Raw genomic sequence first — 13,089 nt, 5'->3', positions numbered from 1 at the left:
ACCACTCACGAGGCCTAATGCGCGGCGTCGTTCCAGGACCGTCCGTACCCGACCGAGACCTCCAGCGGCACGGCCAGTTCGTAGGCGGAGCCCATTCCCTGGCGCACCAACGCTTCCAGCTGCTCGCGCTCGCCATCGGCGACTTCGAGGACGAGTTCGTCGTGGACCTGCAGCAGCACGCGGCTCTTCAGCTTCGCCTCGGTCAGCGCCTTGTGCACGTTGAGCATGGCGACCTTGATGATGTCGGCCGCGCTGCCCTGGATGGGGGCGTTGAGCGCCATCCGCTCGGCCATCTCGCGGCGCTGCCGGTTGTCGCTGTTGAGGTCCGGCAGATAACGACGGCGACCGAAGATCGTCTCGGTGTAGCCGACCTTCGCCGCGTCACCCACGACAGAGTGAAGGTAATCGCGTACGCCGCCGAAGCGGGAGAAGTACGCCTCCATCTGTTCCTTGGCGTCTTCGGTCGAGATCCGCAGCTGCTGCGAAAGCCCATACGCCGAAAGCCCGTACGCCAGGCCGTACGACATCGCCTTGACCCGGAACCGCAGTTCCGGGGTGATCTCCTCCGGCGGCAGCGAGAACGCGCGCGACGCCACGAACGTGTGCAGGTCCTCACCGCTGTTGAAGGCCTGGATCAGGCCCTCGTCCTGCGAGAGGTGCGCCATGATCCGCATTTCGATCTGGCTGTAGTCCGCCGTCATCAGTTCGGCGTATCCGTCGCCGACGATGAAAGCGTCGCGGATGCGGCGGCCTTCCTCGGTGCGGATCGGGATGTTCTGCAGGTTCGGGTCGACCGACGAGAGCCGTCCGGTGGCGGCGATCGTCTGCAAAAGCGTCGTGTGGATGCGGCCGTCGTCGGCGACCGACTTGATCAGGCCCTCGACGGTGGTGCGCAGCCGGGTCGCGTCCCGGTGCTCCAGCAGATGCTGCAGGAACGGGTGCTCGGTCTTCTCGAACAGGCTCTGCAGCGCCTCGGCGTCGGTGGTGTAGCCGGTCTTGGTGCGCTTGGTCTTGGGCATGCCGAGCTCGTCGAAAAGGATGACCTGGAGCTGCTTCGGCGAACCGAGGTTGACCTGCTTGCCGATGACCGCGTACGCCTCGTCCGCGGCCTGCGTGACCCGGTTCAGGTAATGCGCTTCCAGATCGGTCAGATGCTCGATGTCGACCGCGATCCCCGCCGCTTCGAGCCCGGTGATCACCTGCAGCAGCGGCAGTTCGAGCTCGGCGAGCAGCTGCGCGCCACCGAGTTCTTCGAGTTCCTTGGTCAGCGCGCCCGCGAGCTCGGCGACCGCGCGGGCCTTGACCAGCTCGGCCTGGATCTCCTTCTGCTCCATGTCCTCGGCGCCGCCGTCGAGCAGCGAAAGCTGCCCGTCCCCGGTGTCGGCCTCGGAACGCAGCTCGCGGTGCAGGTACCGCAGGGCCAGGTCGTCGAGCTCGAAGGTGCGCTGACCCGGGCGGACCAGGTACGCCGCGAGCGCGGTGTCCATGACGAGCCCGGCGAACGTCCAGCCCCGCGCCCGGACGGCGTGCAGCGGGACCTTGAGCTCGTGGCCGATCTTCTGGATCTTCTCGTCGGCGAGCCAGGCCGTGAGCGCCTTGTCGTCCTCGGCGTCCATCGCTGTGACGTCGACATACGCGCCTTCGCCGTCCGCGGCCGCGAAGGAGATGGCCTTCAGATCGGCGCGGACCGAGGCCCCCGTGGTGCGGAACGCCAGGCCGACCGGCTGGTCCTGGCCGGTGTGCGAAGACAGCCATTCCGTCAGCGCGCCCGGGGCGAGCTTCGAGCCGCTGACCTCGAAGCCCTCTTCGGCCTCGGGCTCGGCGCTCTGCAGAGTGGCGAAGAGACGGTCTCGCAGGACACGGAACTCAAGCTCGTCGAACAGCGCGTGCACGGCCTCGCGGTCCCACGGGCGCAGTTCGAGCATGGTCGGGCCGAGCTCCAGCTCGACGTCGCGGATCAGCTCGGTGAGCTGGCGGTTCAGCATGACCGCGCCGAGATGCTCGCGCAGCGCGTCGCCGACCTTGCCCTTGACCTCGTCGACCCTGTCGATCAGCTCGTTGAAGGAGCCGAACTGCCTGATCCACTTCGCGGCCGTCTTCTCGCCGACGCCAGGGATGCTGGGCAGGTTGTCCGAGGGGTCGCCACGCAACGCGGCGAAGTCCGGGTACTGCGCCGGGGTGAGGCCGTACTTCTCCTCGACCGCCTCCGGGGTGAACCGGGTCATCTCCGACACGCCGCGCTTCGGGTACAGCACGGTGACCTGGTCGGTCACCAGCTGGAGCGCGTCACGGTCGCCCGTACAGATGAGGACGTCGAAGCCTTCGGCGGTCGCCTGTGTCGTGAGCGTGGCGATGATGTCGTCGGCTTCGTAGTTCTCCTTGGTCAGCGCCGGGATGCCGAGGACCTTCAGCACGTCCTCGACCAGCCCGACCTGGCCCTTGAACTCGTCCGGCGTGGCGCTGCGGTTGGCCTTGTAGTCCTTGAAGGTTTCCGAGCGGAACGTCTTGCGAGAGAGGTCGAACGCCACGGCGAGGTGGGTCGGCGCCTCGTCGCGCAGCAGGTTGATGAGCATCGAGGTGAACCCGAATACCGCGTTCGTCGTCTGCCCGGTCTTCGTCTTGAAGTTCTCCGCGGGCAGCGCGAAGAACGCGCGATACGCCATCGAATGGCCGTCGATCAGCAGCAGTTTGGGCCGCTCGGCCTGTGCGGTGACGGGTGTGGCGTTGGCAACGGTCGTGTTCTCACTCGGGCTCACGGGAGCGAGTCTAGGGTGAGGGTCTGACAGTTCTCCTGTCGTGTCGGTTGCGGGCTGTCGGCGACGCTGCTCCGCCCTCTCGGCACAGGAAACTCGCCAGGCCGGAGGCAGGACGTGAGAAAAACTCGATGACGTGTGCCCAGTCGACGCGGTCGCGGGTTCACGAATGTTAAGGAGCGCTGCGTGACCGAACAAGCCCTCGAATCCTTCGCCGGGATCGACCCGGCCTTCGCCGGACAGCAGCTCAACGACAAGCTCGGGCTCGAAATCAGCGAGTTCGGTCCCGAACGCGTCGTGGGCAGCATCCCGGTCGAGGGCAACCTCCAGCCGTACGGCCTCCTCCACGGCGGGGCGAACGCCGTCATCGCCGAGGCGCTCGGCTCGATGGTGTGCGCGCTCAACGCCGGCACCGACAAGGCGACGATGGGCCTCGAACTCTCCTGCACCCATCACCGGGCGGTCCGATCCGGGCGGGTGACCGGTGTCGCGACGCCGGTACACGTCGGCCGCGGGACCGTCACCGCCGAGATCGTGCTGACCGACGACCAGGGGCGCCGGTCCTGCACGGCGCGGCTGACGTGCGTGGTGCGGGAACGGCCGCCGGGCGTCTGAGCCTGACCGGCTCTCGGCTGCCTGCTGGAAGTCCATGAAGGCCTCCTTCACTACCTTGAGGGTAGGCAAGGAGGCCTTCACTACGTCCGGAAGTGCATGAAGGGGTCCTTCGTTGCGCCTAGGTACATGAAGGGGGCCTTCACGTACTTTGAGGGCGTGGATCTCGACACGGCTCAGGTGCGGGCGTTCGCCGCCGCCGCCGATCACGGCCATTTCGGTCGCGCGGCAGAATCTCTGTTCCTCACCCAGCAGGCGCTGTCGAAGCGGATCCGGAAGCTCGAGGACGCCCTGTCGGTCCAGCTCTTCCGGCGCACCAACCGGTCCGTCGAACTGACCTCCGACGGCGACCGCTTCCTCCCGCACGCGCGCGAGCTGATCCGGGCCGCGGACGCCGCCGTCGCCGCGATGGGCCTGCAGGACCGCCCGCCACGCCTCGACGTCATCGACCCGCGACTGTCCCCCTTGTTCATGCTGCGGCGCATCGCCGAGCGCGACCCGGCCCTTGCGGTCGAACGCGTCGCCGGGCGCGGGCTGGCCAACGCCCTCGACCCGCTGGTCCGCGGCGAGATCGACCTCGCGTTCGGCCGGGTCGCGGACCTCGGTCGCGAGGTGCCCGCGGAGCTCGAGCACCGGCTCGTCCGGCTCGAACCGCTGGTAGCCCTTCTCGCCCCGGAACATCCGCTGGCGAGCAACGAAACGCTGAAACTGTCGGATCTGCGGAACGACGGCATCTGGATTCCGCAATTGGGCGGGCCGATCGAATGGCTTTCTTATTTGCAACGCCTATGCAAAGAATTCGACGTCCCGATCGACGACTCCGGGGTCAGTTACGACCTTCGACACACACTGGAACAGACCCGTTACGGGAAGCAGCGGGTGACCCTCGCCGGCGCCGACATGGACCTCGCCTCCGACCTCAATCTGCGCGTCCTGCCCTTCGAGCCGTCGCCGCTGTTCCCGTGGTCGGTGGTGTGGCGGCGCGGCGAAGGCCCGGCCCTGCGGCGCCTGCTGGCGCTCGCCGGCCGGACCAGCCACGAAGAAGGTTGGTGCGCCTACGATCCCGCGCGGTCGTGGCTGCCGGACGACGACCTCAGACAGCTAGGTGCCGGGCGAACCAGCGCGTGAGCTCGGCGTCGACCAGCTTCGCGTGTTCCGTCTGCGGAGCGGGTTCGAGGCCGGGCGCCTCGGCGAACCCATGCGCCATCCCGGGGATGGTGACGAGTTCGGATCGCCGCTCCCCCAACGCCTTGTGCAGGGCTTCGGCCGGTTCGGTGATCGAGACGTCGTCCTCCTCGCCGATGACGAGCAGGATCGGCGCGGTCAGTTCGTCCGCCCGCCGCACGTAGTCGTACTCGTTCGCGACCGCGCGGGACCGGTCCGACCAGTGGTAGGTGACGTCGTAGACCCGTTCGTTCGCCGCGATCACCGGCGCCAGCTGCGTCACCGGGTTCACCAGCGCGGCCGCCGCCACCTCGATCTCGGCGTGGGTCAGCATCTGCAGTGCGACCGCGCCACCCTGCGAACCGCCGGCCAGCCCGACCGGACCGTCCTCAATGGACAAGCGCGAGCGCAGCTCCGCCACCGCCGCCGGGAACTCCGCCTCGACCTGCCTGGTGAGCGGTTCGACGACGTTGAGCACGTTGTCCTCGCTCGCGAGGCGGAAGAACCCCTCGAAACCGCCTTCGGGAAACCGTTTCCCGGTCAGTGGCAACCCGAGGTGCACCCGCCACGCGCGCAGTCCCCGCATGGGCAGCGCCGCGGCCATGGCCGCCTCGCTGAACGGCGCGCCCAGCAAATGCCAGGTCAGCACCAACGGCGCCGGGCGCTCCCGGTCCGACGGCGGCAACGCCACGAACGGAACTCCCGCGGCCACGCCTTCGATCGCTTCGACGCTCATCGTCATGTTCTCCCCTGTCCTCGTTTTCGGCTCTGAGGACAGCTAATCGCGAGGTCAGGGCCGAGATCCAACAGCCGTTCGGACCGCGACGACAACCGTCGGTTGTCATGCGCAAGAGAAGCGGGGGCACGGTTGACGCCCTTTGGGGCAGCATTGCTACGACGAACGGCCGCCCACGAAGGAGCTGAAAATGCGCAAGATACGCGGCCGAAACATGATCATTACCCACGAGCATGATCGGCGTGGTACCGGTGAATCCCCAGCGTGACCAGCGAAGACTCGTCAACCGGCAACATTCGCCTTTTCGTGCAATTCGTTCTGGTTTCGACCGTCACGATGTGGACACAGAGTGATGGGCGTCTGGGCAGATCATGGCGTAGGGGGATATCTTCCTGCCCTAACCTAGCCCCTGTGTCGGGGGCAACGCCTACCGGCGGCTGGTTGGTCATGGGAGGTAGTCGGTGTCAGGAGTGCGTTTTGGACGGGTTTTCGCCGTCGCGGCGGCTGCGTCGCTGGCGCTGGCGGGCTGTGCAGGCGGCAGCAGCTCGTCCGGCAGCGGTGACAGCAGCACGCTGAAGATCGGGTTCATGGGTGACCTCACCGGTGAGAACTCCGGGATCGTGATCCCGCCCCGCAACGGCGCGAAGCTCGCTATCGACGAGTACAACAAGACGAACCCGGCGACGAAGCTGGAGCTCAAGGAATACGACAGCCAGGGCAAGCCCGAGCAGGCGACGTCGCTGATCGCGACCGCCGTCGGCCAGGACAAGATCACCGCGCTGATCGGCCCGGCCTTCTCCGGTGAGTCGAAGGCGATCGGCGGTCAGCTGGAGCAGAACAAGATCCCGAGCGTCTCGCCATCGGCCACCAACGCGGGCCTGTCCTCGAACGGGTGGAAGTACTGGCACCGCGTCGTCGCGAGTGACGCCAGCCAGGGCCCGGCCATCGCCAACTTCCTCATCACGGCGAAGTCGCCCAAGAAGGCCTACATCATCTCGGACGACCAGGAATACAGTGTCGGCCTGGCGGACAACTTCGAGAAGACCTTGAAGGAGAAGAACGTCCCGTCCGAGCGCGACAAGTTCGCCAAGGACGCGTCGGACTACTCCTCGACCGTGCAGAAGGTCAAGGCCGCGAACCCGGACATCATCCTCTTCGGTGGCTACTACGCCCAGGGTGGCCGTCTGCTCAAGCAGCTGCGTGACGGCGGCGTGACCGCCACCTTCGCCACCGGCGACGGTTCGCTCGACGCCCAGCTCGTGAGCGGTGCGGGTGCCGCGGCCGCCGAGAAGGCCGTCGTCGGCTGCCCCTGCAACATCCCGGACGCCGGCTCCACCGACGAGTTCAGCACCAAGTACAAGGCCGCGTACAAGGTCGACCCGGCGATCTACTCGAGCGAGGGTTACGACGCCGCGACCGCCATCATCAACGCGGTCAAGGCGGGGGCCACCACCTCGGAGAAGATCAACGAGGCCCTCAAGACGATCGACTTCAAGGGCGTCTCGAAGCAGATCAAGTTCAAGGAGAACGGCGAACCGTCGACGGACGCGATCAACGTCTACCAGGTCACCGGTGGTGTCCTGAAGAACCTCGGCGTCTCGACCGAAGCCAAGCTCAACGGCTGACGGAGCAGATAGGAACACCTAACGGAAGCGGGGGCGCTGTGCGGAAACAGCACCCCCGCTTCCCGCAAATGTGGCGAAAGAAATCCTCGCCCCGTCCCGTAAGGCATCCACGTCATGCTTCAAGATCTGCAAGCCCAGTTCCTCGGTAGCACCATCGGCGGACTGGTCGCCGGAAGCATCTACGCCCTCATCGCCCTCGGCTACACAATGGTCTACGGCGTGCTCCGGCTCATCAACTTCGCACATTCCGAGATCTTCATGATCGGGACGGTCACGTCCCTGTTCGTCCTCATCACCATCGCGGGTGGCACCGCCCCGATCACGCTCGGCCTGTTCGGGATGATCGCGGTACTGCTGCTGATCATCATCGCGTCGGCCGCCGTGTCCGGCGGTGCGGCGGTCCTGCTGGAGCAAGTGGCCTACCGGCCGCTCCGCAAGAAGGGCGCGACCCGGCTCGCCGCCCTGATCTCCGCCATCGGCGCCTCGCTGTTCCTCCAGGAGCTGTTCGGCCTCGAGATCATCGAATGGATCACCGACAAATCCGGCCGTGTGCAACAGAACGCGCCGCGGTTCATCCCGCACGAGGAGCTTTTCCACATCGGCAACGGTGTCGTGCGCACGGACCACGTCTTCGTCATCGTCGGTGCCGTGATCATGATGGTCGTCCTCGACCAGCTGGTGAGCCGCACCCGCATCGGTCGCGGTATCCGTGCCACGGCACAGGATCCCGAGGCCGCCGTGCTGATGGGTGTCAGCATCGACAAGATCGTGCGCCTCACGTTCCTGCTCGGTGGCGCGATGGCCGGTGTGGCCGCCGCGCTGTACGTCATGGAGTACGAGAACACCGATTACCGCATCGGCTTCCTCCTCGGTATCAAGGCGTTCACCGCGGCCGTGCTGGGAGGTATCGGCAACCTGCGCGGCGCTCTGCTCGGTGGCATCGTGCTCGGCCTGGTGGAGAACTGGAGTTCCATCTTCTTCGGTTCGGCTTGGAAGGACGTCACCGCCTTCGTGGTATTGGTGCTGGTCCTGATGTTCCGACCCACCGGCATCCTCGGTGAATCGCTGCAGCGGGCACGCGCATGAAGGGCAACGAAGAAGTGGCTGAAAAGTCCCCAGAGAACGGCAAGGCCGGGCGCGCCGGCTTTCACCCCGTGGACGGCATGCGGGATTGGTGGGCACGCGCTCCGCATTGGCAGCGTTACGGCGTGTACCTCGCCCTGATCATCTTCGCGCTGATCCTGCCCGCACCGGCGATCGGTTCGTTCATGTCCCCGGACTCGGACTGGACGAACGTCCTGATCTTCCCGATCGGGATCTACATCCTGCTGGCGATCGGCCTCAACATCGTGGTCGGCCACGCGGGAATGCTGGACCTCGGTTTCGTCGCGTTCTTCGCGATCGGCGCCTACACCCTGGCCACGATGGGCACGAACTATGGCTGGTTCGTCTGGCCCACGTTCCTGGTCGGCATCGTCCTCGCGGCGATTTCCGGTGTCATCCTCGGTGCGCCGACTCTCCGGCTTCGCGGTGACTACCTGGCGATCGTCACCCTCGGCTTCGGTGAGATCGTCCGGATCACCGCGAACAACACCGACGCCATCGGCGGAGCTCGCGGCATCACCAACATCCCGCACCCGGAGCCGCTGCTCGGCACGGAATTCCTCCTGGACGCGGCGCCTTACTACTACCTGATCCTGGCTGCGATCGTGATCGCGATCATCTTCTCGGTGCGGCTGCAGAAGAGCCGCGTCGGCCGGGCCTGGGCCGCGATTCGCGAGGATGAGGACGCCGCCGAACTCATGGGCGTCCCGACGTTCAAGTTCAAGCTGCTGGCGTTCGCCATCGGCGCCATGATCGGCGGGCTCGCGGGCGGTGTCCACGCCAGCAAGGCCGTGTTCATCGCGCCGGAGAACTTCCCGTTCATCTTGTCGGCGACCATCCTCGCGGCCGTCGTGCTCGGCGGAGCGGGAAACCTGCCCGGCGTGATCCTGGGTGCGTTCCTGGTCGCCTGGCTCCCGGAACGGTTCCGTGACTTCGCCGAGTACCGGATCCTGGTCTTCGGTGGCGTGCTCGTGCTGATGATGGCGCTCAAGCCGGAGGGTCTGCTGCCGTCGCGGCAACGCAAGGCGGAACTAAGAGAAGGAACGGGCGGGATGGGTGCCATGGGCGCCGAAGTCGCGGGTCCGGATTCCGAAGCTTCGGCGGAGGTCACGAAATGAGCGCGTTGCTCGAATTCGACAACGTGACGATGCGCTTCGGCGGTGTCACGGCCTTGAAGGAAGTCAACCTCTCCATCAACCAGGGCGAGATCTTCGCCCTGATCGGGCCGAACGGCGCGGGCAAGACCACGGTGTTCAACGTGGTCACCGGCGTTTACCAGCCGACCGAAGGCCAGGTGCGCTTCAACGGCAGCCAGGTCGACGGGATGAAGCGCTTCAAGGTCAACAAGGCCGGGATCGCCCGCACGTTCCAGAACATCCGGCTGTTCCACAACATGTCGGCGCTGGAGAACGTGATGGTGGGTGCCGACTCACAGCACAAGACCGGGGCGATCACCGCGACGCTGGGCCTGCCCAGGCACCGTAAGGAAGAAAAGCGCGGCCGCGAGCTGGCGAGGGAACTGCTGGACTTCGTCGGCATCGGCCGGGTCGAGCACAACACCGCGAAGAACCTCTCCTACGGCGACCAGCGCCGTCTGGAGATCGCGCGTGCGCTCGCGACCGGCCCGAAGCTGCTGCTGCTCGACGAGCCCGCCGCCGGGATGAACCCGGCGGAGAAGAACTCGCTGCAGCAACTGATCCGCAAGATCCGTGATGACGGCCGTACCGTGCTGCTCATCGAGCACGACATGGGCTTGGTCATGCAGATCGCCGACCGGCTGGCCGTGCTCGACTTCGGCCAGAAGATCGCAGAAGGGCTCCCCCAAGAGGTGCAGAACAACCAGAAGGTGATCGAGGCTTACCTGGGGGTGGCGGAAGATGCTTCTTGAGGTTCAGGACATCAACGTCCACTACGGGAAGATCGCCGCGCTCAAGGGAATGACCATCGAGGTCGGCGAGGGCGAGATCGTTTCGCTCATCGGGGCCAACGGCGCCGGCAAGACCACGACGCTGAAGACGATCTCGGGGCTGCGTCCGCTCACCAGCGGCCGGATCCTCTTCGACGGCAAGGACATCTCGAAGACCCCCGGTCACAAACGGGTCGAACTCGGGATCGGCCAGTCACCGGAAGGCCGGGGTGTGTTCCCCGGTATGACGGTGCAGGAGAACCTCCTGATGGGTGCCTACACCCGCAAGGACGACCTGAAGGCCGACCTCGACGAGGTCTACGAGCTGTTCCCGCGGCTCAACGAACGCAAGACCCAGTTCGGCGGCACGATGTCCGGTGGCGAGCAGCAGATGATCGCCATCGGCCGCGCGCTGATGACCAAACCCAAGGTGCTGCTCCTCGACGAGCCGTCCATGGGCCTGGCGCCGATGCTGATCGCACAGATCTTCGACATCATCCGCGAGATCAACAAGCGCGGGACCACGGTCCTGCTGGTGGAGCAGAACGCGCAGCAGGCGCTGAAGCTCTCCGACCGCGCGTACGTGCTGGAGACCGGTCAAGTGGTCAAGAGCGCCCGCGGTGCCGAGCTGCTGGACGACCCGCAGGTGCGGGCCGCCTACCTCGGCGGCGACCTGGGCGTCTGACGCCTTTCGAAGGGGCCCCGTCGCTTTCGCGGCGGGGCCCTTTGTCTTATAAGAGCTAGGCACAGCGGGCGCGTGAAGGGTGGCTCGTTCGGTGCTCCCAATGTGGCATTGGGGACGTCGAGCGACCCCAATGCCACACTGGGGGCACCCTGGCCCGGTAACGCAGCTATGTCAGCTTGATGTCGGTTCCGGTGACGTTCTTCATGTCGGTCAGCGTCGGGCCGCCGAAAGCCCGCAGCACCACGGGTTTCGCCTCCTTCGGAAGGTCGAAGTAGAGGTCGAACTCGACCCGCACGCCACGACCCAGCTCGAACTTGTCCGGCTGTCGTTTGATCGTCATCGCCTGGTTGTCGACCGCGATCACGGCACCGGAATCGGTCACCAGCTGCTGGCGCCGGGTGTCGAAGAGGATCCCGGACACGCCTTTCCCGGTGACCACCAGCCGGACCCGGACGAACTGTCCTTTGGCGTCGAACTCGGCGTGGCTGCCGGCGAGGCTGGGGAGCCCGGCGGCCAGGCCGATCACCGAGAACTCGGTCTCCCCGTTCGTCGCCGGTGTCAGGTGCAGGGCGGTCTCGTCCGGGCGGACCTCGCGGGCGGGGAGGTCGTAGACGGGTTTGGCGGGCGGCTGTTCTTGCTCGGCGGAGCACCCGGCGAGCAGGAGGACGGCCGCCGCGAGACCCCGAACGATTCCGATACGCACTCCATCGATTCTGCCTGGTCCGGAGCTACTCTGCGGCTGTGGAGTTACGACGTCTTCGATATCTGTGCGCCGTCGCCGAGGAAGGGCATCTCACCCGCGCGGCGGAGCGCCTCGGCATCCGGGCGTCGTCGCTCAGCCAGCAGATCATCGCGCTGGAACGGGAGCTGGACGCGACCCTGTTCCTGCGCACCCAGGCCGGGATGACGCCCACCGCCGCCGCGCTGGCGTTGCTGCCCCACGCCCACCGGATGCTGGAGGAGGCCGACCTCGGCGCGCGAGCCGTCCGCGACACCGTGGGCCGGCCGCTCCGCATCGGCGTGACACCGGGCGCGCCACCGTCCGTGCTCCCCGCCCTGTACGCGGACGGGGCGGAGGTCGACGACGTCTCCGCCACGCGACAGCTCGAACTCCTCCGCCGAGGTGCGCTCGACGCCGGTCTGCTCGCCCTGCCGGAAGACGTGGACGGCCTCCGGGTCGTCGTCGTGAGCGAGAGGCCGTTGGGGGTGCTCGTCTCCGACGCTCATCCACTGGCGCGACTCGAGGACGTGGGCTGGGACGACCTCGCCGGCCTGGACCTCCTTCTGTACGAACGAAAGCTGGCTCCCGGTTACCACGACCGGCTGCTCGCGGGCTGCGCCGCGGCGGGCTGGCGGCCGGCTCACGTACGCGCCGGACCTCCTCGGCGGTCGTTGTTCGTCGCCGGGTTGCGGCACGGCGGTGACGTCGTCGCCTTGCGTCCCCGGGAGGAACCGGCCGGAGGCCTGCGCTGGCTCGCGTTGCGGGAGGCGCCTGTCGTCCGGCACGCGCTCGTCTGGGATCCGGCGCACGAGTCTTCGGATCGGATCGCGGCATTGGTATGACAGCGCCCACTTCGGTGCTACGCGCCGCACGCTGGACATCGCCTCTCAGGTGATCCCGAACGGCCGTTCGGATCCGCCTCGTGGACAGCGTCCTCCGACTCGCGGTTACCTCGGGGCGCCCGTCAACGGAGGAGGAATGTCATGCGACAGTGGGGTTTCGTGTACTTGGCCGATGGCTGCGACCCGGCACGCGACGTGTCCCGTGTGGACAGTGGGGAATGCCTGACGGTACTGATCGGGGTCGGCCGCGTGGACCAGGTCGTCGCCGCTGCCCGGCGGCTGGTCGACGAAGGGGCGCAGCTGATCGAGCTGTGCGGCGCGTTCGGTCCGGTGTGGACGGCGCGGGTGATCGACGCGGTGGGAAGCGAGGTCCCGGTCGGGAGCGTCATGTACGGCGCCGAGGCCACCGAACAGCTTCACGACCTGTTCGGCCTCGGCGGCTAGCAGTTTTCGAGGTGCGCGGCGTCGACGCAGGCGGCGGGCTCGGTCCGGCTGGTCGCCTGGTACAGCAGGGTGTACAGGGTCTCGCGCTGATCTTTGTCGAGCGCGCCGAGCACCTCGTCCTCGACCGCGGCGAGGGCGAACTCGGCCTTGGCGAGCTGCTTGGCGCCGACGTCGGTGAGTTCGACGATGTGACGACGCCGGTCCTCCGGCGACCGCCTGCGTTCGATCAGGTTCGCGGACTCGAGGTCGTTCAACAGGCCGACGACGTTCGTGCTGTCCATCTCCAGCGTCTTCGCGAGGTCCTGCTGGGAACTGCCCCGCAAGTCACGCAGCACGGTCAGCGCGACGAGGTGCCGAGGCCGGAGGCCGAGCGGGGTCAGGACGGACTCACTGCGCAGCCGGATCCGGCGGGTGACGTGGTCGAGCAGCGCGCCGCAACGATGCGGGGGCTGGTTCACGACCGGGAGTTCGGGCACTCGTCAAGTGTACGTGCCCCA

General features: G+C 66.9%; 13 protein-coding genes. 9 read left to right on the top strand and 4 right to left on the bottom strand.

The window, feature by feature from the left end:
- Nucleotides 1-14 precede the first annotated feature (14 nt).
- On the bottom strand, nt 15-2,756 hold the full coding sequence (polA, locus tag DL990_RS25955; RefSeq protein WP_125783224.1) for a DNA polymerase I: 2,742 nt from the start codon (nt 2,754-2,756) through the stop codon (nt 15-17).
- A 183-nt stretch (nt 2,757-2,939) separates the two neighbouring features.
- Here polA and DL990_RS25950 point away from each other — a divergent pair, with 183 nt between their 5' ends.
- Nucleotides 2,940-3,368, top strand: a complete 429-nt coding sequence (locus DL990_RS25950; RefSeq protein WP_125800178.1) for a PaaI family thioesterase — start codon at nt 2,940-2,942, stop codon at nt 3,366-3,368.
- Between the two features lie 156 nt (nt 3,369-3,524).
- Nucleotides 3,525-4,493 carry a LysR family transcriptional regulator gene (locus tag DL990_RS25945; RefSeq protein ID WP_125800177.1) on the top strand — a complete coding sequence of 323 codons (969 nt, stop codon included), beginning with the start codon at nt 3,525-3,527 and terminating at the stop codon, nt 4,491-4,493.
- Here the strand turns inward: DL990_RS25945 and DL990_RS25940 are convergent.
- Nucleotides 4,459-5,271, bottom strand: coding sequence for a S9 family peptidase (locus DL990_RS25940; RefSeq protein WP_125783230.1), 813 nt, complete (start codon nt 5,269-5,271; stop codon nt 4,459-4,461). The genes DL990_RS25945 and DL990_RS25940 overlap by 35 nt on opposite strands.
- Before the next feature lie 464 nt (nt 5,272-5,735).
- Here DL990_RS25940 and DL990_RS25935 point away from each other — a divergent pair, with 464 nt between their 5' ends.
- The 5 genes from DL990_RS25935 to DL990_RS25915 all read left to right on the top strand — a co-directional run bounded on the left by DL990_RS25935 (nt 5,736) and on the right by DL990_RS25915 (nt 10,585).
- On the top strand, nt 5,736-6,890 hold the full coding sequence (locus tag DL990_RS25935; RefSeq protein ID WP_125783232.1) for a branched-chain amino acid ABC transporter substrate-binding protein: 1,155 nt from the start codon (nt 5,736-5,738) through the stop codon (nt 6,888-6,890).
- A gap of 114 nt (nt 6,891-7,004) precedes the next feature.
- Nucleotides 7,005-7,976 carry a branched-chain amino acid ABC transporter permease gene (locus tag DL990_RS25930; RefSeq protein WP_125783234.1) on the top strand — a complete coding sequence of 324 codons (972 nt, stop codon included), beginning with the start codon at nt 7,005-7,007 and terminating at the stop codon, nt 7,974-7,976.
- Complete coding sequence (locus DL990_RS25925; RefSeq protein WP_199746594.1) at nt 7,973-9,112, top strand: branched-chain amino acid ABC transporter permease; 1,140 nt, start codon at nt 7,973-7,975, stop codon at nt 9,110-9,112. The genes DL990_RS25930 and DL990_RS25925 overlap by 4 nt, the downstream gene beginning before the upstream one ends.
- Nucleotides 9,109-9,882: an ABC transporter ATP-binding protein gene (locus DL990_RS25920; protein ID WP_125783238.1), complete on the top strand. Its 774-nt coding sequence runs from the start codon at nt 9,109-9,111 to the stop codon at nt 9,880-9,882. Before DL990_RS25925 ends, DL990_RS25920 begins: the two co-directional genes overlap by 4 nt.
- The gene (locus tag DL990_RS25915; RefSeq protein ID WP_125783240.1) at nt 9,872-10,585 is read left to right on the top strand and encodes an ABC transporter ATP-binding protein; all 714 of its coding nucleotides are present in this window, start codon (nt 9,872-9,874) and stop codon (nt 10,583-10,585) included. The genes DL990_RS25920 and DL990_RS25915 overlap by 11 nt, the downstream gene beginning before the upstream one ends.
- Nucleotides 10,586-10,751: 166 nt before the next feature.
- Here DL990_RS25915 and DL990_RS25910 read toward each other — a convergent pair whose 3' ends face one another.
- Nucleotides 10,752-11,288, bottom strand: a complete 537-nt coding sequence (locus DL990_RS25910) for a DUF4352 domain-containing protein (protein WP_233598759.1) — start codon at nt 11,286-11,288, stop codon at nt 10,752-10,754.
- A 38-nt stretch (nt 11,289-11,326) separates the two neighbouring features.
- Between DL990_RS25910 and DL990_RS25905 the strand changes: the two genes are divergently transcribed.
- Nucleotides 11,327-12,148: a LysR family transcriptional regulator gene (locus DL990_RS25905; protein WP_125800176.1), complete on the top strand. Its 822-nt coding sequence runs from the start codon at nt 11,327-11,329 to the stop codon at nt 12,146-12,148.
- A gap of 141 nt (nt 12,149-12,289) precedes the next feature.
- The gene (locus DL990_RS25900; RefSeq protein WP_125800175.1) at nt 12,290-12,592 is read left to right on the top strand and encodes a DUF6506 family protein; all 303 of its coding nucleotides are present in this window, start codon (nt 12,290-12,292) and stop codon (nt 12,590-12,592) included.
- Here DL990_RS25900 and DL990_RS25895 read toward each other — a convergent pair.
- Nucleotides 12,589-13,068, bottom strand: coding sequence for a MarR family winged helix-turn-helix transcriptional regulator (locus DL990_RS25895; RefSeq protein ID WP_125783246.1), 480 nt, complete (start codon nt 13,066-13,068; stop codon nt 12,589-12,591). The two genes, DL990_RS25900 and DL990_RS25895, sit on opposite strands and share 4 nt — an antisense overlap.
- Between the last annotated feature and the right edge of the window lie 21 nt (nt 13,069-13,089).

It is taken from the genome of Amycolatopsis sp. WAC 01416 (genome assembly GCF_003947485.1).
Classification (GTDB): Bacteria; Actinomycetota; Actinomycetes; order Mycobacteriales; family Pseudonocardiaceae; genus Amycolatopsis.
This window is presented reverse-complemented; position numbering and strand designations above follow the sequence as displayed.

What these genes read in the sequence shown, in the direction of transcription:
- DL990_RS25940 (WP_125783230.1), bottom strand. Translation starts at nt 5,271, where the DNA reads ATGACGATGAGCGTCGAAGCGATCGAAGGCGTGGCCGCGGGAGTTCCG.
- DL990_RS25900 (WP_125800175.1), top strand. Translation starts at nt 12,290, where the DNA reads ATGCGACAGTGGGGTTTCGTGTACTTGGCCGATGGCTGCGACCCGGCA.
- DL990_RS25920 (WP_125783238.1), top strand. Translation starts at nt 9,109, where the DNA reads ATGAGCGCGTTGCTCGAATTCGACAACGTGACGATGCGCTTCGGCGGT.
- DL990_RS25915 (WP_125783240.1), top strand. Translation starts at nt 9,872, where the DNA reads ATGCTTCTTGAGGTTCAGGACATCAACGTCCACTACGGGAAGATCGCC.
- DL990_RS25930 (WP_125783234.1), top strand. Translation starts at nt 7,005, where the DNA reads ATGCTTCAAGATCTGCAAGCCCAGTTCCTCGGTAGCACCATCGGCGGA.
- DL990_RS25925 (WP_199746594.1), top strand. Translation starts at nt 7,973, where the DNA reads ATGAAGGGCAACGAAGAAGTGGCTGAAAAGTCCCCAGAGAACGGCAAG.